Source organism: Paenibacillus xinjiangensis, from assembly GCF_059686975.1.
The window spans coordinates 57,174-78,249 of the sequence record NZ_JCAALS010000005.1 but is presented as its reverse complement, the minus strand read 5'-3'; the positions used below and the strand labels follow the sequence as shown (position 1 = coordinate 78,249).

At 47.9% G+C, this 21,076-nt stretch carries 19 protein-coding genes; 16 read left to right on the top strand and 3 right to left on the bottom strand.

From position 1 onward, the window contains the following. The first annotated feature begins 7 nt into the window (after positions 1-7). The 3 genes from queA to yajC are packed head-to-tail and all read left to right on the top strand — an operon-like array spanning position 8 to position 2,562. Positions 8-1,054 (top strand): tRNA preQ1(34) S-adenosylmethionine ribosyltransferase-isomerase QueA, encoded by a 1,047-nt coding sequence (gene queA, locus AC6ESP_RS06870; RefSeq protein WP_497096102.1) that lies wholly within the window; start codon positions 8-10, stop codon positions 1,052-1,054. Positions 1,055-1,099: 45 nt separating this feature from the next. Then, positions 1,100-2,233 carry a tRNA guanosine(34) transglycosylase Tgt gene (gene tgt / locus AC6ESP_RS06865; RefSeq protein WP_497095954.1) on the top strand — a complete coding sequence of 378 codons (1,134 nt, stop codon included), beginning with the start codon at positions 1,100-1,102 and terminating at the stop codon, positions 2,231-2,233. A gap of 14 nt (positions 2,234-2,247) precedes the next feature. Further along, entirely contained in the window at positions 2,248-2,562 is a 315-nt protein-coding gene (yajC, locus tag AC6ESP_RS06860; protein ID WP_497095953.1) for a preprotein translocase subunit YajC, read from the top strand. Positions 2,563-2,612: 50 nt separating this feature from the next. Here the strand turns inward: yajC and AC6ESP_RS06855 are convergent, their stop codons facing one another. After that, a complete protein-coding gene (locus AC6ESP_RS06855; RefSeq protein WP_497095952.1) occupies positions 2,613-3,431 on the bottom strand; it encodes a phosphatase PAP2 family protein in 819 nt (272 codons plus the stop codon). 92 nt (positions 3,432-3,523) lie between these two features. Further along, a complete protein-coding gene (locus tag AC6ESP_RS06850) occupies positions 3,524-3,916 on the bottom strand; it encodes a TIGR04086 family membrane protein (RefSeq protein ID WP_497095951.1) in 393 nt (130 codons plus the stop codon). Positions 3,917-4,078: 162 nt separating this feature from the next. On the opposite strand from AC6ESP_RS06850, the gene AC6ESP_RS06845 reads away from it, so the two are divergent. Both AC6ESP_RS06845 and AC6ESP_RS06840 read left to right on the top strand, forming a co-directional pair. Next, positions 4,079-5,413 (top strand): ArsB/NhaD family transporter, encoded by a 1,335-nt coding sequence (locus AC6ESP_RS06845; protein WP_497095950.1) that lies wholly within the window; start codon positions 4,079-4,081, stop codon positions 5,411-5,413. Positions 5,414-5,570: 157 nt separating this feature from the next. Further along, positions 5,571-6,344 (top strand): YetF domain-containing protein, encoded by a 774-nt coding sequence (locus AC6ESP_RS06840; RefSeq protein ID WP_497096101.1) that lies wholly within the window; start codon positions 5,571-5,573, stop codon positions 6,342-6,344. 15 nt (positions 6,345-6,359) lie between these two features. Here AC6ESP_RS06840 and spoVB read toward each other — a convergent pair whose 3' ends face one another. Continuing rightward, on the bottom strand, positions 6,360-7,931 hold the full coding sequence (gene spoVB, locus AC6ESP_RS06835) for a stage V sporulation protein B (RefSeq protein ID WP_497095949.1): 1,572 nt from the start codon (positions 7,929-7,931) through the stop codon (positions 6,360-6,362). Positions 7,932-8,127: 196 nt separating this feature from the next. Here spoVB and AC6ESP_RS06830 point away from each other — a divergent pair, with 196 nt between their 5' ends. The 11 genes from AC6ESP_RS06830 to AC6ESP_RS06780 all read left to right on the top strand — a co-directional run bounded on the left by AC6ESP_RS06830 (position 8,128) and on the right by AC6ESP_RS06780 (position 20,961). Continuing rightward, positions 8,128-8,367 (top strand): post-transcriptional regulator, encoded by a 240-nt coding sequence (locus tag AC6ESP_RS06830; protein ID WP_497095948.1) that lies wholly within the window; start codon positions 8,128-8,130, stop codon positions 8,365-8,367. 82 nt (positions 8,368-8,449) lie between these two features. Continuing rightward, positions 8,450-9,682, top strand: a complete 1,233-nt coding sequence (gene secD / locus AC6ESP_RS06825; RefSeq protein ID WP_497095947.1) for a protein translocase subunit SecD — start codon at positions 8,450-8,452, stop codon at positions 9,680-9,682. Continuing rightward, positions 9,672-10,589, top strand: coding sequence for a protein translocase subunit SecF (gene secF, locus AC6ESP_RS06820; protein WP_497095946.1), 918 nt, complete (start codon positions 9,672-9,674; stop codon positions 10,587-10,589). The genes secD and secF overlap by 11 nt, the downstream gene beginning before the upstream one ends. Before the next feature lie 116 nt (positions 10,590-10,705). Then, complete coding sequence (locus AC6ESP_RS06815) at positions 10,706-11,584, top strand: cation diffusion facilitator family transporter (protein ID WP_497095945.1); 879 nt, start codon at positions 10,706-10,708, stop codon at positions 11,582-11,584. Positions 11,585-11,590: 6 nt separating this feature from the next. Continuing rightward, entirely contained in the window at positions 11,591-13,645 is a 2,055-nt protein-coding gene (gene recJ, locus AC6ESP_RS06810; protein WP_497095944.1) for a single-stranded-DNA-specific exonuclease RecJ, read from the top strand. Positions 13,646-13,694: 49 nt separating this feature from the next. After that, entirely contained in the window at positions 13,695-14,207 is a 513-nt protein-coding gene (locus AC6ESP_RS06805; RefSeq protein WP_497096100.1) for an adenine phosphoribosyltransferase, read from the top strand. A 335-nt stretch (positions 14,208-14,542) separates the two neighbouring features. Continuing rightward, the gene (locus AC6ESP_RS06800) at positions 14,543-15,505 is read left to right on the top strand and encodes an ABC transporter permease (protein WP_497095943.1); all 963 of its coding nucleotides are present in this window, start codon (positions 14,543-14,545) and stop codon (positions 15,503-15,505) included. Positions 15,506-15,554: 49 nt separating this feature from the next. Further along, positions 15,555-16,448, top strand: a complete 894-nt coding sequence (locus AC6ESP_RS06795) for a carbohydrate ABC transporter permease (protein ID WP_497096099.1) — start codon at positions 15,555-15,557, stop codon at positions 16,446-16,448. A 107-nt stretch (positions 16,449-16,555) separates the two neighbouring features. Continuing rightward, positions 16,556-18,229: an extracellular solute-binding protein gene (locus tag AC6ESP_RS06790; protein ID WP_497095942.1), complete on the top strand. Its 1,674-nt coding sequence runs from the start codon at positions 16,556-16,558 to the stop codon at positions 18,227-18,229. Between the two features lie 123 nt (positions 18,230-18,352). After that, on the top strand, positions 18,353-19,177 hold the full coding sequence (locus AC6ESP_RS06785) for a response regulator transcription factor (RefSeq protein WP_497095941.1): 825 nt from the start codon (positions 18,353-18,355) through the stop codon (positions 19,175-19,177). Positions 19,178-19,179: 2 nt separating this feature from the next. After that, positions 19,180-20,961: a sensor histidine kinase gene (locus AC6ESP_RS06780; protein ID WP_497095940.1), complete on the top strand. Its 1,782-nt coding sequence runs from the start codon at positions 19,180-19,182 to the stop codon at positions 20,959-20,961. Positions 20,962-21,076: the final 115 nt, after the last annotated feature.

Genomic DNA, 21,076 nt, shown 5'->3' with positions numbered 1-21,076 from the left:
GAATCAGATGAATGTAGATTGGTTTGACTTTGAATTGCCTGAGCATTTGATAGCTCAGACTCCACTGGCGCAGCGAAGCGCTTCAAGGCTGTTGACGCTAGATCGCAGCACTGGCGATATTCAGCATCGCATATTTACGGACCTGGCTGAATATTTGCAGGAGGGCGATGTTGTCGTATTGAATGATACGAGAGTAATCCCCGCTCGGCTAATGGGTATCAAAGGCGATACTGGTGCCAAAGTAGAGCTATTGCTGCTTAAGCAGCTGGAAGGCGACCGCTGGGAAGCATTGGCCAAGCCTGCCAAACGGATTAAGATTGGCACTGAGCTGTGGTTCGGAGATGATGGCAGTGGAGGTCCGCTGCTTCGTGCAGTCATAGAAGATGAAGGTGAGATGGGCGGCCGAACCCTTCGATTCGAATATACAGGCATATTCCAGGAGCTGCTTGATCGTCTTGGCGAGATGCCCCTGCCTCCGTATATTAAGGAGAGATTGGAGGAGCGGGAGCGTTATCAGACGGTCTATGCGAAGCATGAAGGATCGGCGGCTGCTCCAACAGCAGGCTTACATTTCACGGAACAGTTTCTACAGCAGTTGACAGACAAAGGAGTTAAGCTGGCGTATGTGACGCTTCATGTCGGCTTAGGCACTTTCCGTCCGATGTCGGTCGAGACGATCGAAGAGCATACGATGCATTCGGAGTATTATGAGCTGGATGAACAGAACGCCATTCTAATTAATGAAGCTAAGGCAAGAGGCTCAAGAGTGATCGCAGTAGGTACAACTTCAGCTAGAACGCTGGAGACAGTAGCCGGACGTTTCGCAGATAAGCCTATCGAGGCATGCAGCGGGTGGACGGACATCTTTATCTTCCCTGGATATACATTCCGGATGGTAGACGCCTTATTGACGAATTTCCATCTGCCGAAGTCTACGCTCGTTATGCTTGTCAGCGCGCTTGCAGGACGGGATGCGGTAATGAAAGCCTATGAAGAAGCTGTGCGTGAGCAGTATCGTTTCTTCAGCTTCGGCGACGCTATGTTTATCTATTAATAGCAATCCAGTATTTGAATTTAACGAGAACAGGAAGCGTGAATTGTGGCTGTAAAATATGAATTCATCAAACAATGTAAGCAATCGGGGGCGCGCCTTGGCCGCGTTCATACCCCTCACGGCATTATCGAGACACCAACCTTCATGCCGGTTGGCACACAAGCTACCGTTAAGACGATGAGCCCAGAAGAGCTCAAAGCGATGGATGCCCAGATTATACTAAGCAATACGTATCATCTGTTCTTGCGCCCTGGTCATGATATTGTGAAGCGCGCAGGCGGATTGCATAAGTTCATGAATTGGGATCGTCCGATACTGACCGATAGCGGCGGATTTCAGGTGTTCAGCTTATCCGAAATGCGTAAAATTACGGAAGAAGGCGTTCATTTCCGCTCCCATCTGAATGGCGATAAGCTGTTCCTATCCCCGGAGAAGGCAATGGAAATTCAGAATGCACTAGGGTCCGATATAATGATGGCTTTCGATGAATGTCCTCCTTATCCTGCGGACTACGATTATGTGAAGCAGTCGCTGGAGCGTACGACCCGCTGGGCAGAAAGATGTCTGAACTCGCATGCAAGGCCCCATGATCAAGGCCTATTCGCAATCGTGCAAGGCGGTATGCATAAAGATTTGCGTATTCAGAGCGCAAGGGATTTGACTTCCATGGATTTCCCGGGGTATGCTATTGGTGGATTGAGTGTTGGAGAGCCTAAGCATCTGATGTATGATGTGCTGGATTATACCGTTCCCGAGCTTCCAGCAGACAAACCAAGATATTTGATGGGTGTTGGATCACCCGACGCGTTAATCGAAGGCTCGATTCGCGGCATTGATATGTTCGATTGTGTTCTGCCTACGCGAATTGCGCGCAACGGGACAACAATGACAAGCCAAGGCCGATTAGTCGTTCGCAACGCGAAATATGCGGAGGATTTCAGTCCGCTTGACCCGGAATGCTCCTGCTACACATGCAAGAATTATTCGCGGGCCTACATACGCCATTTATTGAAAGCGGATGAAACGTTCGGAATGCGGCTTACCACTTACCACAATCTTCATTTTTTAGTTCAGCTCATGCGGGACGTTCGTCAGGCGATTATGGAAGACCGGCTGCTTGACTTCCGGGATTCTTTCTTCACCTCGTACGGTCTGTTTGATAATGACAAAGGGTTTTGAGAGGGGGGAATACAATGTCTACCTTATTAGCAGATGGAGCATCAGGCACACAAAGCATCTGGGCGATGATCTGGCCGTTTATTCTTATGTTCGCGGTATTTTATTTCCTGCTTATTCGTCCGCAGCAGAAGAAGCAGAAGCAGCGCAACAACTTGCTTAGCCAACTGAAAAAAGGCGATAAAATTTCGACAGTTGGTGGCTTGCACGGCACGATCGTTGAATTGTCGGATGACGTAGTAGTACTTCGCGTCAACGATACGACGAAGATGACGTTTGATCGCAGCGCGATCAGCACAGTTATCAACAGCGCTCCAGCAGCAACGGAGTAATGAATAGTCAATAATGGAATGGTGAAAGCCTGCACTCTGGAGGGAATCCTTCAGGTTGCAGGCTTTCTTTTTGCATAGAGCTGCATCTCACTTAGTCTAAGTCCCATCGTACTAGCTAACAATCCAAGAATGACCCCGCCAACCATGTCAGTAATCCAGTGGATGCCTAGATAGAAGATGGAGAACAGTATGACAGCAGAACAGCTGCATACGACATAAGCCCAGCGTAGATTAGAGGAGCGGCAGGCTAGAATGGCAAGCGTAACAGACATAGAGCTATGAAGACTAGGGAAGCAGTTATCGAGCCCCGACAGCAGCCGGTATTCCGATTCGAAGGCTGGGAAGACGTCGAGCATGAGGAAGCTTACGCCGCTCTCTTGATACGACCATACCTCCTGTACAGGGAAAAACAAAAAGAATGGGATAGCGATACAGTAGTTCAGCATAACGGCGTAGCAAGTTGCGTAATAGAGCTGCTTGCGTTCACTCCGGAACGTATAAACCGCAATAGATGAGAGCATAAGTGCCTGAAAAACGACAATGTACATAAAGGCGACAATCGGTGTCAGCCATTTGTGCTGAAACAGTTGTTGAATCGTATGTACGACATTACCTTCCAGAGAGTGGAAGAGTGTAGTGAACTCGGTGTTAATCATCCAATCACGTTCTATCCTTAGCTCCATCTTATTGAAGATTAATATAACGATAAGCGCAATGAAATGGAAAAAATATCGTTTGGAGCCGAGCATATGTTTCACGAATAAGGCGGATGCGGTAAAAGGATTAAGTCCTGCTCCGATCCAGATCAGTACGAACGCAGCTGCTGCGGTATAGAAAGCTACCGACCACATGGAATGGAAGAGAACCATTGAAAAAAACCTCCTAGCAGAATACGAATGACAGTTGTATAAGTCAAGCTGTCACTAGTATGCCGCTTAGAAGCTTTTTCATTACGATATAGCTATTTTTTCATATTCACGCCAATCATTCCGCCGAAGGCTCCAGCAAGCAGTGCTGCTCCAAGCAGTAGGGCGGTATGTGTGGAGAGGCTGGCATTCGCGGCTAGAAAGCCAATGATGACGATCGTTATTCCATATAACAGGCCAAGTCCACCGCCATAATACCAGCCCTTCCTGCCAGAACGTTTGCCAGCTACGAAGCCGCCTGCGGCCGAAGAGCATCCATGAACGATCATGGCGTACAGCGGGAGGCTGGACTCCTTCATATTGCTGAAGTGAAGCAGCATAGACAGCAGCAGCGCACCTAGAGCAAGCCAGATAATAGCGAACAGTAGACCTGCCAGCAAAGGCGAGGCCAGCGACGCCTTAGTCGGAATATTTTTAACTGGATTCATTTTAATCCCCCTTAGTTTCAGCTATTAGTACACCTTATGGCCAAGCTGGCGGGATTAGTACAAGAGAGAGCAAGACTGGACGATAATTAGAACATTTTTGTATAATGTGTAAAGTTTACTTGCAAGAGAAGCTGCATAAGAGAAGAAAGGGTGTTAAGGGATTTGGAATTAGATGTTTCGCACCAATGGTATCATTCAAGCACATGGCAAATTGCAGCTGCTGCTGTTATTTTTTTGGTGACGTATGCGTTTCTGATTACGGAGAAATGGAATCGGGCCATTGTCGCGCTGCTTGGCGCTATTATGATGATTATATTAGGGATATTGGATATGAAGCGGGCTATCACCATTCATGTAGAGTGGGGAACGATAAGCTTGCTTATCGGTATGATGCTATTGGTTGGGATGATGAACAAGACGGGCATATTTCAATATATCGCCGTTGCCCTCATCAAGAAAACCAAAGGCAATCCCGTGCGTATGCTTGTCATTGTAACGGCTTTTACAGGGGCAGCTTCCGCATTCCTCGATCAAATGACGACGGTGCTGATTATCGTACCGATAACCCTTGCGGTAACACGAATACTAAAAGTAACTCCGGTTCCGTTTCTCATCTCGGAGCTTATGGCCTGCAATATTGGGAGTGCCGCTACATTATTTGGAAGCTCATCCAATATGATGATTGGAATGGCGAATCGGCATTTGACCTTCAATGACTTTATTGTGCATCTTGCTCCTGTTACGGTTATTATCATGCTGCTAACGATTGCTTTCCTCGTTGTCGTATTCCGCAAGCAATTGACCGTTACGAGCAAAGCTAAGGCTGAGCTGATGAAGCTATCCACAGATGACTATATGAAGGATCGCAGGCTTGTCATCAAGTCAATCGTTATAGCTGTGCTAACCATGGTTGGGTTTGCCCTGCATGCTGTACTCGGTATTGAACCAGCAGTAATTGCTTTAGTGGGGGCATTGCTGCTTATGATTGTTGGGCTGCGGCGTCAGGAGCCAAGGTCAGCTGCCCAGCTGGTAGAGTGGAAAAAGCTCGTATTCTTCATCGGTTTATATATGCTCGTTGGAGGACTGGTGGAGACGAATATTGTGAATAAGCTCGCTTATTATACAATGGTCGTTACTTCTGGAGATATGACCCAATTATCCATTCTCGTATTATGGATGTCAGGTATGGCCTCAGCTACGATGGATCATCTTCCGTTTGTTGCGGCAGCTATCCCCATGATCCAGCAGATTGGGGTCGAGATGGGCATAACGAATCCGGAGCAGCTTAATCCACTCTGGTGGTCACTAGCGCTGGGGGCGAATCTAGGAGGCAATGGGACACTCCTTGGAGCTTCGGCGAACGTGGTTGCAGTGGGACTTGCTATGCGTGAAGGGAAGAGCTTCAGCTTCCTCGATTTTTTGAAAATAGGCGTACCTGTTACCCTCATGTCTCTGGTTGTTTCAATGCTGTATGTTACTTTTGCCATTATCCCATAAAGGACATTAAATTTACTAACACTGCCATATATTCGTGTAAGGACTCGTCGTATGATGTCGGATGCCGCAGGTCAGAATAGCTGTACAGGCTGCTCAGACAGAAACTGCTTAGGGCATGACCAAGTCGAGGAGGCGAGTTCCTTTGGAATTTTGGGACATGTTAATAAGAACGGTCTTCATTTATTTTGTCGTTTTTCTTATTATGCGGTTTATGGGCAAAAGAGAGATTGGCAAGCTGTCGGTATTCGATCTTGTTATTTCGGTTATGATTGCCGAGATCGCTGTTCTTGTTATTGAAGATATGGATAGGCCAATATGGGATGGTGTCCTGCCAATGATTGTACTGCTCGTCATTCAGGTTGGAATTGCGTTCATTGGGCTGAAGAATCGCAAGCTGCGTCTGCTCTTCGACGGCAAGCCGAGTGTCATAATGGCTAGAGGCAAGCTGAATCGTGAGGTGATGCGCAAGCAGCGATACAACCTGGATGATCTGATGCAGCAGCTAAGAGAGAATCAAATCAGTAAAATTTCGGATGTGGAGTTCGCGATACTGGAGACGACAGGCAAGCTGTCTGTCTTCCCGAAGGAGAACGACTCCGTGTCGTCGTCCCAATCATCAGCTGGTCTGCGTGAAGCTCAGCCTCAGTCTCATTCTCAAGACGAAGATAAACCAGTGACTGAGGATAAGAAGGAAGAGGGAACGTCGGCCAAAGTAATTCCACCGAAATTTCGCTTTGAGATTCTGCCTATTCCATTAATTATGGATGGCAAGGTTCAGGATGAGAATTTGGAGAAACTGGAAAAAACACGTTTTTGGTTAAAAAACGTGCTTCAAGAAAAAGGCGTCAATGACTTCAAGGACGTCTTCTTATGTACACTAGACCACAAAGGCAAGCTATTCGTCGATACTGATCGTAAGCCGCGCAGATAAACGCGGCTTTTTGATTTATTTGAACCATTGTCCGAATAGAGGAATTCGCGCCATGTCGTAGCGATTAATAATTTTCATCCACACCATCAGCAGCAAATAAACGATAACACTTGCTGAGCAGGCGATAATGAGATTGATCCACTCAGCGGACAATAGCTGCCTATTCATCGTCCAGCTTGCCGCACCGCCCATAATGACCATAGCTGCTCCAACCTTCAAGAAATCCAGCATATTCATGCGGAAGCCGATGAATCTAAGCACACTAATAGCGTGAAGAACAGTGACGAGGACGATATTGACATTGATTGCAATTAGTGCGCCGTAGATGCCGTAATCAGGATCAGAGGCGAGCTGGACGATCAGTAAGAGCTTCACGACTGCACCGATGAACGTATTCATAAGCGCAGTCCCGGGCTTATCTAAGGCTTGGAGCGCAGCTTGGAGCGGAGCTTGCAAGTAAATGAATAATCCGACAGGTGCCATCAGCTGCAGCATTGGAGCAATATCAGCGTGATTATATAGGATTCTACATATTGGCTCAGCGAATAGCCCCATTATGACTACGAACGGTGCTCCAGCAACAAGAGCAAGACGCATCGATTGATGCATTCTTTTATTAATAGTAGCCCGGTCACCACGAGCGGCAGCCTCTGACAACGAAGGAACAAGTGATGAAGCGAGAGAGAAGGTTAATGCTGTCGGCAGCAGGAGCAGTGGGATAATCATGCCTTGAAGCGCACCATATTGCGCGGTAGCTGCTCCTGTCGCGATGCCCGCGAGAGCGAGGCTCCGGGCTGTGAAGATCGATTCCAGCAAGTAGGACAGTGAGCCGACCATACGGCTGGCTGTTACGGGTATAGACAAGCTTAACAGCCTTCGGAGCACAGGTGTTCGGTGTTCCGGAGCTTCTTGCAGCCCGGAGCTTGCTGTTGATGGGGTGGAAGCTGGTTTCTGATTACGGTCTTTGGTGTATCTCCAGAGGAGCACGGCAAGTCCGCCAAGCTCACCAACGACAGTCCCCATCATAGCTCCTGCTGCTGCCCATTCGACTCCTCTGGGAAGAAGCAAGGATGCGAAGGTAAGGGAGCAGATAATACGAAGTATGGTCTCTGTAATTTGAGAGGCAGCGGAAGGGATCATATTTTGTTTGCCTTGGAAATAGCCTCGATAAATCGAAGATACCCCAATAATGAGCAGTAGGGGTGTCATGATCTGGAACGTGTGATATACCCGTGCATCAGGGAGCACATGAGAAGTGATCCAAGGCGCGAATAAGAGCAGGGCTGCTGTCATGACCAGCCCAAGAAACACGGTTAAGCCCATAGCCGCTCGGAATATATGTTTCACTCGTGCATGATCGCCTCTTGACTCCGCCTCTGCAATCCATTTGGCTACAGCAAGCGGGATGCCGCCCGTTATTATCGTAATTAAGACGGCTAGAAAAGGGTAGCTAAGCTGGTATATACCGACGCCTTCGGCACCAATAATACGGGGAAGGGCTATGCGCGGCACGAAGCCGAGCAGTCGATTAATGATACCGGCAGCAAGCAGAATCATAGCTCCCTTAATAAACGTTTGTTTCGTCATCGTCGCCCCTCATCTCTTTTACCAGAATGCATATGTCTTTCTCTTACTGAGAAGAGAAGACAGGCTTGCAGTATCATTTTTATGCGCGGCATGTCCGATTCATGTATCATCCAAATTTATCAACCTCAATTAATCGGCAGGAGAATGAAGAGGGCACAGCGAATAGATAACGCATAGGACACAAGGAGGACATGACGTGGGAGATGAAGAACTGAGGGAAGCGATCGAGCAGTTATGCGTCAGCAAGGCAGAGGAGTTTCATCTCATTGGATACGAGCATGTAACAGGGCATGAGGTTTGGGAATGTGTGAGTGCCAAATACAATAAAACCGGTCAGCCTGAACTGCATCAAATTGTAAATGATATTTTGTCGCTGAAAGTGATAAAGTTTATGAATTTCATGACAGTCAACGCTTATCGGGGAAACCATTTCTAATGGAAAGGTTTCTTTTTTTTGACTCGTATTTTACTCACAAGTATAATAGGAATATTGAGATCATAAGGGGGACTATGGACGTATGAACGGGAAGAGATTAGCAGCCTTCCTTGCGATCGTTATCGTTATGTTTAGCGTTATCGCATGGACAAGCCCGGCACTGTTTAAAGATATGCGGCTGGGACTTGATTTGAAAGGCGGATTCGAAGTATTGTACGAGGCTGAACCGCTTGAGGGCGGAGATCAGGTAACACCGGAATCATTGAAGGAAACAGCGAAAAGCTTGGAGAGCCGGATTGATGCCTTCGGTATCGCTGAGCCTGAGATTACACGTGAGGGCACGAACCGTATCCGCGTGAAGATTGCAGGCGTTACGGATGAAGATGAAGTCAGAGAAATGATTAAGAAGCCTGTTAATCTGACCTTCCGCGGTCCGGATGGCAAGATCGAGCTGCAAGGCGATGACTTTGTTCAGAATGCTGCTAAGGTCGAATATGACCAAATGGGCAAGCCGCTCGTTACGATTCAGCTGAAGGATGCGAAGAAATTCGAGGAAGTAACGACTCGTCTGACGGGGCAATCCCTCGCCATCTATTTGGATGAAGAGCAGCTGTCTAATCCTCGTATTGACTACCCTATTAGTGGGGGCTCCGCGCAGATCAGTGGCGACTTCACTCTAGAAGAGGCTAATGAATTGAAGGATACGATCAACTTGGGGGCGCTGCCGCTTAAGCTGGTTGAGAAATATACACAGAGCGTTGGCGCTAAGCTGGGTCAGCAATCGCTTGAAGAAACAGTAAGAGCCGGCGCTATCGGAACGGCTATTATTCTTGTTTTCCTCGTTATTTTGTTCCGGATTCCAGGTATCGTAGCGGGTATTACGGTTATTACTTACACATGGCTGCTGGTGCTCGTGTTCGAGCTGATGAATGCAACCTTAACGCTGCCAGGTATAGCGGCATTCGTGCTTGGTATAGGGATGGCGGTCGACGCTAACATCATTATGTATGCAAGGATTAAGGAAGAGATTCGAAGCGGAAAAAGCTTGCTGTCCTCCCTCAAAGCAGGCTCGAAAAACTCGTTCCGTACCATTATGGATGCGAACATTACGAATATTATCGCAAGCGTAGTGCTGTACTATATCGGTAATGGTGCGATTCGCGGCTTCGCATTAACGATGATATTCAGTATTCTGGTTAGTATCATTACGAATATATTCCTAGCGCGTCTGCTTATTTCCCTGCTGATTCGCAGCAACCTGTTTACTAAACCTAGCTACTTCGGCGTGAAGGAGGCGGAAATCCGTGAACTTTGATACAAGGGTGCGGTTTGACTTCGTCAAGCACCGCAATAAGTTTTTTATATTTTCCATTTCATTGACCGTACTGGGCATTCTGTCACTCCTTATCTTTAATATGAACTTCGGGGTCGACTTCAAAGCTGGTACGAATATGGATATATCTGTCGGGAAGAGCATTACCCAAGCTGAAGCGAAGGAAATCTTCACTTCAGCAGGAGTGGATGTTACGCCTACGGTCGGCGGCGCAGCTGGAGACCGGGTGTCTGCACGATTCGATGAAGTGCTCGAGCAGCCTGCACTCAAAACAATTCAAGATGCATTCAAAGCGAAATATGGGGATCAAGTATCCGCAGAGGTTAACGTTGTTTCACCAGATATGGCTCAAGAGCTGGGCTTCAAGGCGATCTATGGTATTCTAATCGCGAGCTTGGCCATTATGCTGTACGTTATTATTCGGTTCGAATGGCGCTTCGCGCTGGCAGCCAACATTGCGATTTTGTATGATGCGTTCGTGGTAGTGGCTATGTTCTCGATCTTCCGTCTTGAGGTCGATCTTCCCTTTATCGCAGCTGTGCTGACGACAATCGGATATTCGATCAATGATAAGATCGTTATCTTTGACCGTATTCGTGAGAATCTTCGTTTTGGCAAATTCAAGACGCAAGAGCAGCTTGGCGACATGGTCAACCAGAGCTTGTGGCAGACGATGTCGCGTAATATTTATACGGTTCTCGCCGTATTAATAATTGCAGTATGCTTGTTCATCTTCGGCAGTGAATCGATCAAGCTGTTCGCACTTGCGAAGATTATTGGTCTGGCAAGCGGCGCATACTCTTCTATTTGTATTGCAGCACCACTCTGGCTACTGCTCAAAGGCAAACAAAAGCCAAAAACGAAGCAGCCGGCAAAATCTGCCGTTTAATCGTGGGGTTCCAAGGTTAATACTCCTTCACGATAGGTGCTAGATTTGAAGTAAATTATTTCAATAAGTGGAATGGGAGCGTTATTCCAGCGAATCATTCCACGCTGGAGGCATGTATGTCAATCAAACAACGATATGCTACAGCAAAGCCTGCTCCTACTGCAGGTTTATGGGGAAATGCAGCGCTGGCGTTGTTTAAAGGAATAGTCGGCGTGGTATCAGGCAGTAAAGCGCTGCTTGCAGACGCTTTTCATTCGGCGGCACAATGTGCTGTGTATTGGGGGAAGCAGGGACGTGGGCAGCAGGCGCTTAACCAATCAAGAACAGAATCAGCGGTAAGTGTAATTGTAGCTGTTGTGCTTCTTATCTTTGGACTAGAGCTTGGCATCTCTGCTGTGCGAGACTTGATCGAGGGTGTGGACCAGCCCCCACACTGGGGTGCGCTTGCTGCCGTTATTATCGGCATTATTGTCAAGGAGCTATTCCTGTCATCCAAGGAGCGCAGCTTAAGCTTGTATAGTTCGCTGGCAGCTGTCATTGGGGTAGGCGGCGCACTTGTCGGGCAAGCGGTATCGCTGCCCGTCCTGTATTATTTTGATCCTGCGGCAGCAGTTATTATTGCGATAATTGTTATGTATAACGGCTACCACATCATAACATCAACAACACGCAGTGAAGTGCCTGCCATTAGCCGTAATGAGGAAGAGAAGGAGCTTAATCAGCTCATTCAACGGGTCGAAGGTGTTGTAACCGTCGAATCTCTTAAGGCGAAGGAGCAAGGGCATTATGTTGTTGCGGAAATTGTCATCAGTGTAAACCCGCGCATATCTGTGCTGGAGGGTCATGAAATTGCGAAGCGTGTGAAGCAGCTGCTGCTTAAGCGATTCGGTCATGTAACGGAAGTAACGATTCATGTGGAGCCGTATGATCCTGGCTACCCATATAAATCCAATCATGATCCGAATCAGGAGCATATGCCTACGCTGCTGCAATAAGCTTGGATGAGAGGAGTTGAAATCGGCGTGATAGAAGCAAAGACACGCTGGACTTTAGCACCTTGGAGCAATGAGGATGATGGGCGAGCGAAGGAATTGTCTGATGAGCTCAGCGTTCCGCCGCTGGTAGCCAAGCTGCTCGTGCAGCGCGGATACAAGGATGTCGAAGCGGCAGGCCTGTTTCTGCGAGGAGGTACGGAGCATCTGCATGATCCTTATCTATTGAAAGGGATGGCTGAGGCTGTTGCCCGGATCAAGGATGCTGCGAAGCAGGGTGAGAAGATGAGGATCTATGGTGATTATGATGCGGATGGCGTGTCAAGCACTTCACTTCTTGTTCATGTGTTCCGTGAGCTGGGCTATCAGTTCGATTACTATATTCCGCATCGCGCGCTTGAGGGTTATGGCCTTAATAAAGGGGCCATTGACCTTGCTGCTGCTGAGGGTGTGCGGCTGCTAGTTACCGTTGATACGGGGATTAGCGCTTACGAAGAGGTTGAATACGCGAAGCAATTGGGTATCGATATCGTTGTAACGGACCATCACGAGCCGCCGGAGCGAATTCCGGCGGCTTGTGCGGTCGTTAACCCGAAGCAAGTGGACTGCAATTATCCCTTCGAAGGTCTTGCAGGCGTTGGTGTAGCTTTCAAATTAGCGCATGCGTTAATGGAGCGGCCGCCGATGGAATGGACCGACATTGTTTGTCTTGGCACAATAGCTGATCTGATGCCGTTAACCGGCGAGAATCGCATATTGGTACGCAGCGGCTTGCAGCGGCTGAGGAATACTAACAATACGGGCTTCCGAGCACTTGCTGAGGCAGCGGGCTTCGAGCTGGATCAAGTAACAGCCTCGACGGTAGCCTTCAGTATGGCGCCGCGTATTAATGCAGCAGGAAGACTGGAGCATGCGAAGCGTGCTGTGGAGCTGCTGACGAATGAGAACTATGATGATGCTATACTTGCTGCTTCCTCATTGGATGTGCTTAACCGCGAGCGGCAGCGTATCGTAGAGAGCATAGTGAAGGAAGCGGAGCAGCAGTGGCTTGCCAAGCGTGAAGCGGCAGAGGCTGCTTCGCTGCCTGCTCCTCCAGTCATTGTGCTGGCTGCTGAGGGCTGGAATGTAGGTGTCATTGGTATTGTGGCTTCCAAAATAGTAGAGCGTTATTATAAACCGGTTATCGTTCTAGGTATTGATGTGGAGACCGGTATGTGCAAAGGCTCAGCTCGTTCTATTGACGGCTACGATCTGCATGCTGCCCTTACGGAGTGTGATCATCTGCTTGATCATTACGGTGGTCATCAAGCAGCGGCCGGAATGAGTCTGCATCGCAGCCAGCTGCCTGAGTTCGAGGAGAAGCTTGGACAATTGGCGATGGCCTGGCTATCCGAGCAGGATTGGATACCGAAGACGGCGATCGATCTCGTATGCACGATTGATGAAGCTAATGTGAATACCATTAGCCAGCTTGCACAGCTTGAGCCCTTCGGAGCGGGGAACCGCTCACCTAGACTGCTCTTCCAAGCGGCTGAGCTCGCAGATCGCCGGACGATGGGTAAGGAATCGAAGCACTTGAAGCTGTCGCTGCGCAGTGGACGTCAGATGCTGGAGGCCGTAGGCTTCAGTATGGGCGAGCTATCGGCAAGGTTGCACAATGGTTCTCCGGTTGATATAGTCGGAGAGCTGTCTATTAATGAATGGAATGGTCAGCGCAAGCCTCAGCTGCAGATTCATGATTTATATAGCGGAGGTGTATTGGCTAAATTCCCTGAGCGTGAGCATTTTGGACAGGTCTATCAGCTGCTGCGTCAATTGCGCCGCGCACCGAATAAGGGTCTTCCTGAGCTCCTCTCGGAAAAATGCGGCTGGCCAGCGGATATGGTTGCTGTTATGCTTAGTGTGTTTCGTGAGCTGGGCTTTATCGAGGATGACGGGACACATGCTGTCGTTGTAGAATCGCCTGAGAAGCGGGACTTAACCACGTCTGAGCATTATAAGGCAGCGAAGTTAAGAGCGGAGCAGCTTCAGGCTCCGAATGTTGTATATGGTGAAATGGCATAATTGAATGGTACGCATAGAAAGGATTGAATGTAAAATGAGTGAACAACAATTGAATTTCAAAGACTATATCCGGGTGATCCCTGATTTCCCACAGGAAGGTATTCGCTTCAAAGACATTACAACTTTGCTTAGTAATGGTCCAGCTTATCGTGCTGCAATTGAAGCTATGCGCAAAGCGGTTGAACATATGGAGATTGATGTTATCGCAGGTCCAGAAGCACGCGGTTTCGTCATTGGAGCTCCTCTAGCTCTGGCGCTTGGCGTTGGTTTTGTTCCTATTCGTAAGAGTGGCAAGCTGCCAGGAGAGACGATTCAAGCGAGCTACGACCTGGAATATGGCAATGACAGTCTAGCGATGCATAAGGATGCGATAACACCTGGACAACGAGTGCTGATTGCAGATGATCTGCTAGCAACGGGAGGCACAATTGCAACTTCGATGGATCTCGTTCGCCAGCTTGGCGGAGAGGTTACTGGTGCAGCATTCTTAATCGAGCTGTCATACTTGACTGGCCGCGAGAAGCTTGATGGCATTGAAGTTGTATCACTTGTAACGTACTAAGCTCATCCTATCGACATTGAGAACAGCGCTCGCCATGTGCGAGCGCTGTTTTTTGTACTGTCACTCTAGTGCAAATTCAAGGAAGGTTCATGTTAGAATATGCGAATCTATTTGTTCCATACCGAACGCGTAGAGTTAATTGGAAACGGATACAACTTCACTATTTATTTTTGTAAACGAATACATAATTTAATAATCATGAAAAACCAGTTTTATTGCGATACAAATGTTATGAATAATAACATCATTAGATTGAAAAGTATCATTTTTCGTTGGTTAGGCAAATAGAATCGACAAGCATATCCCCTTACAATTACAGATGAGGGGGGAATAAGATGGCAGAGCTTGCTGCAGTTGCCGAAAGACATCAAGCGCCAGAGAAACGATCCAAATCGAAGATTGTTCGTTTGCTCAAACAATGGGATTTACAGCTTATGGTCGTCCCGGCGCTTCTACTTATTTTCGTATTCAGCTACTTACCGATGTATGGTGTACTGATGGCATTCCAGGACTATAACATTTTCAAAGGATTTTTGGGGAGTCCTTGGGCAGGAATTAAGCATTTCGAAATGTTCTTTCATGCGCCTGAGTTCTGGAAGGTCATGCGCAACACAATCGTGATCAGCGTTCTGAAGCTGGCTGTCGGATTTCCGGCACCGGTCATCTTGGCACTGATGCTGAACGAAGTGAAAAATATGTATTTCAAAAGGGTTGTTCAGACATTAAGCTATTTGCCACATTTTCTATCTTGGGTCATTGTTGCAGGCTTCGCCATGTCGATCCTATCGATGGAGAATGGCAGCTTGAACATGCTATTGCAAGCAGTCAATCTTATTGATGAGCCTATTGGCTTTCTATCGATCTCTGAGTATTTCTGGACCATACTCGTCTCGACCGGTGTGTGGAAGGAAATTGGCTTTGGCTCGATTGTCTATTTGGCTGCCATAGCAGGCATTGATCCAAGCATGTACGAAGCGGCTTCGATCGATGGAGCAAGCCGATTCCGACAAATCTTTGTCATTACGATTCCGACCATTATGCCTGTCGTCATTATTTTCATGGTGCTCGCGATCGGCAACCTGCTCAGTGCAGGCTTCGAGGATATTTTGCTGCTCGGCGTCAATCCGGTTGTGCGGAATGTGTCTGATGTGCTCGATACGTATGTATATCGAACTGGTATAAGCGGACAGCGATTCTCCTACGCGACTGCAGTCGGACTGTTCAAAGCGATCATTAGCGTCGGCTTACTAACCTTCGCGAACCTGCTGGCCCGGAGGACGGGGAACAGCCTATGGTAAAAGACGCTTGCAGCAGGATCATGTTGAAGGAGGCTTACCGATTGTGAGAATTAAGGCAAGCTTAGGCGATCGGAGTTTATCTGGATTTATTTATATATGCTTGACACTCCTGGCATTCACTACCTTTTATCCATTCTGGAATGCAGCAGTTATCTCTCTCAACAGTGGGATGGATACTTCTCTTGGAGGCATAACATTCTGGCCGCGCGTCTTCACTCTGGAGAATTATGAGATTGTGTTCCAGGATGATCGGATCATTAATGGCTTCTACATCTCCATTCTACGTACAGCTATCGGAACGTTTGCCTCTATATTATGTACCGCAATATTCGCTTACGGAATGACGAAGCGCGAGCTGATGGGACGCAAGTTCTATATGATCGCCTGCATCATCACGATGTATTTCAGCGGGGGCTTAATTCCTTCGTTCTTAGTGATTAGAAGCTTAGGTCTCATGGATTCCTTCTGGGTGTTCATCATTCCCGGACTAGTCAGCGTATGGAATATGATTATATTCCGTACCTTCTTCCAAGGGCTGCCCGCAGGACTTGAGGAATCTGCTAGAATAGACGGCTGCGGCTATTGGTCAACGTTCTTCCGAATTGTTGTTCCACTGTCCGGACCCGTAATCGCAACACTGGCGCTGTTCACGGCAGTCTATCATTGGAATGACTGGTTCTATCCGAGTATCTATATAACGAATGAGAAGCTGGTGCCTATACAGACGATGCTTCAGCAAATATTGAATTCCAACATTATGAGCGAGCAGATGTCTCAGCTGGATTCTGCTTCACAGAGTCGTCTCTCTTCCATGAAGAGCGTGACAAGCAAATCGCTGTCGATGGCGACAATGATGGTTGCAACCATTCCGATCATTCTCGTATATCCTTTTGTACAAAAGTTTTTTGTTAAGGGTGTGCTGGTAGGCTCACTGAAGGAATAATCACAGCTTCAAGGCGACCGACGGCAGCTGCATAGAGATGGTCTGCTCGGGGAACCCGTTAATCGCTTGAATATAAATGATTGCGAGGAAGAGAGGGGTTAACAGGAATGAAGAGATGGAGAAAATCAGTATTTGTAGGGTTGGCTTTGACGCTGGTGGCGGTAACGGCATTGACGGGCTGTGCGAAGAATAACGGAGGTACGGCTAGTGGCGGCAACAAGCCTGCTGAGACAGCAGCGCCAGCCGGTCAAACAGAAGAAGCGCCCTCAGTCTTCGAGCTTGGCAGTGAACAGCTTGGGTTCTCCTTCTATGGACATTATGATTGGTACACGATGCCTGCTTGGGGCGGAGATGAGTCGACTAAGTGGATTAAAGAAAATAAAAAGGTGGACATCACCCCAATTCAGTCAGGCGGCAACGCGGCGCAGAAGCTCAATACGATGATCGCTTCCGGTACGCTTCCAGATGTGATCTGGATGGATCGCGGAGCTGATGTTGAGCGCCTGCGGGCTGCAGATATGCTGGTGCCGTTCGACGACTACTTAGACAAATATCCGAACTTCAAAGAGTGGGTCGGTGAAGAAGCAATCAATATGCTGCGCTCGAGCGACGGCAAGATCTATCAGTTCCCTAACTGGTATACCTCTCAGCCGATTGGCAATGCCGGTTATCTGGTCAATAAAGAAATTTATGAAGGCCTAGGCTCGCCAGCTCTTGAGACGACGGATGACTTCTATACTTACTTGAAGCAAGTAAAAGAGAAATACCCGAATGTGATCCCGTTCAATCCGGATCTCGCAATCGATGGTCAGGGCCTTGACGTTCTGTTCGGCGGCTTCGGTGAGGACTACTCACCAGCATTCGTGGCGAACCGTGCAGTTCCGCAAGGAGACAAATTGACTTCACTCTTCACAGATCCTGTATTCCGCGAATCGATGCAGTATGCGAGCAAGCTGTTCCGCGAGAAGCTGATGTCGCAGGATGCTCTTACCCAAACAAAGGATCAAGTGAAGGAGCAGGCTTATAACGGAACAGCAGCTGTATTCGCAGGTGCCAGCCCTACCGAGTACGGAGCCGTCGGTGATTCAGAGCTGAAGAAGAAAAACCCCGATTCCGGTTACCTGATGATCTGGCCTGTTCATAAGCCGGGTCTCGACAAAAATAAAATATGGACCGGTACGTATACACAGCTGGGCTGGAACGTTAACGTTATTACGAAATCCTCGAAGGATCCAGAGAAAATATTCGCATTCCTTGATTACTTAACTGGACCGGAAGGGACACGGACATTGTTCTGGGGACCTGAGGGCAAGTACTGGGAAGGTACAGACGAAGAAGGCTCACCGATCTTCACAGAGGCTTACCTGACGGACGTAGAAGGCCGTACGAAGATGATGGACGCTACAGTTAACTTCCAATGGAACGGTAACAGCGTATTTATCGACAAATCCAAAATGAAATTCGAACTGACGCTGCCAGAGGAGCAGCAAAGCTGGGAATCACGTTATCAGAATGCAATCACTTGGAAAACGCAGAGCAATGCGACAGAGTTCATTAACCTTGCTCCAACGCCGGATTCCGAGGAAGGCATCATTGCCCAGAGCTTTGAGGATTTGTACACAGAGGCAAGAGCGAAGGCTCTCTATGCGAAGAGTGATGAAGAAGTGCTAGCTATCCTTGATCAAGCAGAAAAAGATGCGCAAGCAATTGGCTACGACAAGCTATTGGCTTATAAAACAATCAAATGGCAGGAAAACTTAAAAAATATGAAAGGCAATTAACAATGGAACTGTGCTAGGTTATAATTTGGGTTGAACGAATGCCGTCCTTGCGAGGACGGCTATGCCGTTATACACATGTCAATCAATAGCAGCCTATCAATCAGCCAAACCGGAGATGATTCCATGTATAAAGTGCTAATTGCCGATGATGAAGTGCTCGACTTAGAAGGCATGAGGACGTTCATTCCATGGACCGAGCTAGGTCTGGAGGTCATCGCAGCTGTTAATAACGGCTTCGATGCATATGACGTATTGAAGGGGAGCAAGGTGGATATTCTCGTTACAGATGTCCATATGCCGAGCATGTCTGGACTTGAGCTTGCCCGTAAAGCGCTCGAGACGGAAGGCTGCAGCGATCTGCGCATTATATTCGTAAGTGGTTATCAGGATTTCAACTACGTGAAGCAGGCTCTTGCGTTGAAGGCGTACAGCTACGTGCTTAAGCCTATGGATGATGCTGAGCTGATCGAGGCGTTAATCAGAGTTAAGGAAGAGCTCGACGGACAGATGCAGCGTGAGCAGGTGGAGCAGGCGCTTAGAGAGTCTTACAGGCAAGCGATACAGCAGCAGAGAGTCGTTCCTAACGAAGAGCTGCTAGCAGCTGATGGGTTAACAGCTGAACCGAAGAAGAATACGAAGCTCATTCATGAGATGATTCAATATATGAAGCAGAATATGGACCGTAATCTTTCCTTGAAGGAAGCGGCCGACAAGTTCGCCTTCTCCCCCAACTATTTGGGCTTGATGTTCAAGGAGGAGACAGGCATGAATTTCAGTGAATATGCGATCAAGCTTCGCATGGCGAAGGCAGGGGAGCTGCTCAAGGACCCGAAGGTGAAAATCTATGAGGTCGCCGATCGAGTGGGATATCGGTATATGCCTTACTTCAGCAGGCAATTCAAGGAAACATTCGGGATGACGCCGATTGACTTCAGGAGAAGAATGTAACGATGAATCATGCAGAGCATCCGGGAAGACAGCGCAGATTCATTCCTTTTGGCGTCAAATTGCTTATCTCCTATATTGTCCTTATTATCATTCCGATTTTTGTGTTTGGCTATATCGCCAATACGATTATGGTGGATTCGATCCGAGCCCAGGCTAGAAATGCGATTAATGGAACACTTAAGCAGATGGAGGACAATGTCCTGTACAAAATTGATGATACCTACCGATTGTCCGATCTTATCTATTATGATTCGACTTTGTCCAAGCAGCTGCTGCACTACGAAGAAGGCTGGGTCAGCTATGAGGCGACGACGAAGGAGCTGCTTCCCAGGTTCCGGCAGACGGTGGACTCAACGAACAGAAGCATTTGGCTAACGGTCTATCTGCGCAATGAGACGCTTCCAGAGGTGTATTACGACAGTACGAATATGGATCCGCTTCAGACGAAGGGGAAGTTTTTCGATATGCTGCATTTGAATCGGATTACGAGCAAGGAATGGTATACAGCACACCCGGCAGAGAAATATGGGGAAACTGTGCAGTGGAAACAGATTGAGGATGATGGTCTATATGACCGTATTTCACTGCTAAGACGGATTGTAGATACGACAGACCCAACCAAGCTGAGTGAAATTGGATTTATGCGGATTAGCATTTATTTGAATGATCTATTCCAAAGTGTCGATAATGAAAAGATAGGAAGCGGCAGCACCTTATTTATTGCGGATGACAACGATCGCATTCTGTACGCTTCCGGAGCGGGAGAGCAGACAGATGAGCAGCTCATGCTTCAGGCGAGGGGAGACAATCATCTCGTACTGCGGCAGCAGCTGCCTGGCTTGAACTGGAGCCTAGTTGCTCTGGTTCCCTCAACGGTGCTTCAGGAGGACACGAGCAAGGTTAATCAATTGACCATCGTAATCTGTCTATTATGCTTCATCGTTATTTCACTTGTAGCCTTCCTCGTATCCCGTGCCTTCTCCAGAAGGGTGCTTAAGGTGATGTCCATGCTGCAATCCTTCAGACAAGGGGATTTCGGACGCCGGATTCACTACAGCGGTAATGATGAGTTCACTACGATTGCAGGCTCATTGAACGAGCTTGGGAAGAAGACGCAGAATTTAATTGAAGAAGTCTATGTGACGCATTTGAAAAAGAAAGAGGCAGAGCTAGATACGCTTCAGGCACAGATTAATCCGCATTTTTTATACAACACACTATCCTCTATCAGCCGCTTAGCCAAGTTCGGACAGGTCGAGAAGCAGCATCAGATGATTATGAATCTGGCGAAGTTCTACCGATTATCGCTTAATGAAGGGCAGACAATCATCCCGATCTACAAAGAGCTTGAGCAGGTGCAGGCTTATGTAGATATTCAACAGGTAAAGTATGGTGACCGCGTTACGATTGACTACCAGGTTGAGCCAGAGATGATTAATTATTCGACCGTTAAGCTGATCCTGCAGCCATTTGTTGAGAATATTCTCGAGCATGCCTGGCGTGGAGACCGCATTCATATCCGAATTATAGGCAGCTGTATGGACGGTATGATTACTTTCCAGATTATTGATGATGGAGTCGGCATGCCGCAGCAAGCGATAGATTCCATATTCAGTGGAGATGGACTTGCGAGGGTTGGCTACGGTATTCGTAATGTTCACGAGCGAATCAGGCTATATTATGGAAAAGAATACGGTGTGACCATTCACAGTAAGAGCGGGATGGGAACATGTGTCCAAGTGAGAATTCCTGCTCAGAACAAGCATCAGGTCGCTCATGTCTAACTGCCTAGATCGTCAGATTCATTCATAGGAAGAGGAAAGCCGCTGGGAATGGATGGTTCCCCCAGCGGTTTTCTTCGCCCTGCAGGAGTCTGCTTCATTAACGTATATCACCTGC

Coding starts and splice junctions, on each gene's coding strand:
- yajC (WP_497095953.1), top strand. CDS start 2,248: ATGTCTACCTTATTAGCAGATGGAGCATCAGGCACACAAAGCATCTGG.
- AC6ESP_RS06850 (WP_497095951.1), bottom strand. CDS start 3,916: ATGAATCCAGTTAAAAATATTCCGACTAAGGCGTCGCTGGCCTCGCCT.
- spoVB (WP_497095949.1), bottom strand. CDS start 7,931: ATGACGAAACAAACGTTTATTAAGGGAGCTATGATTCTGCTTGCTGCC.
- queA (WP_497096102.1), top strand. CDS start 8: ATGAATGTAGATTGGTTTGACTTTGAATTGCCTGAGCATTTGATAGCT.
- AC6ESP_RS06780 (WP_497095940.1), top strand. CDS start 19,180: ATGAATCATGCAGAGCATCCGGGAAGACAGCGCAGATTCATTCCTTTT.
- recJ (WP_497095944.1), top strand. CDS start 11,591: ATGAGAGGAGTTGAAATCGGCGTGATAGAAGCAAAGACACGCTGGACT.
- AC6ESP_RS06855 (WP_497095952.1), bottom strand. CDS start 3,431: ATGGTTCTCTTCCATTCCATGTGGTCGGTAGCTTTCTATACCGCAGCA.
- AC6ESP_RS06800 (WP_497095943.1), top strand. CDS start 14,543: ATGGCAGAGCTTGCTGCAGTTGCCGAAAGACATCAAGCGCCAGAGAAA.
- AC6ESP_RS06785 (WP_497095941.1), top strand. CDS start 18,353: ATGTATAAAGTGCTAATTGCCGATGATGAAGTGCTCGACTTAGAAGGC.
- AC6ESP_RS06840 (WP_497096101.1), top strand. CDS start 5,571: ATGTTAATAAGAACGGTCTTCATTTATTTTGTCGTTTTTCTTATTATG.
- AC6ESP_RS06790 (WP_497095942.1), top strand. CDS start 16,556: ATGAAGAGATGGAGAAAATCAGTATTTGTAGGGTTGGCTTTGACGCTG.
- AC6ESP_RS06815 (WP_497095945.1), top strand. CDS start 10,706: ATGTCAATCAAACAACGATATGCTACAGCAAAGCCTGCTCCTACTGCA.
- secD (WP_497095947.1), top strand. CDS start 8,450: ATGAACGGGAAGAGATTAGCAGCCTTCCTTGCGATCGTTATCGTTATG.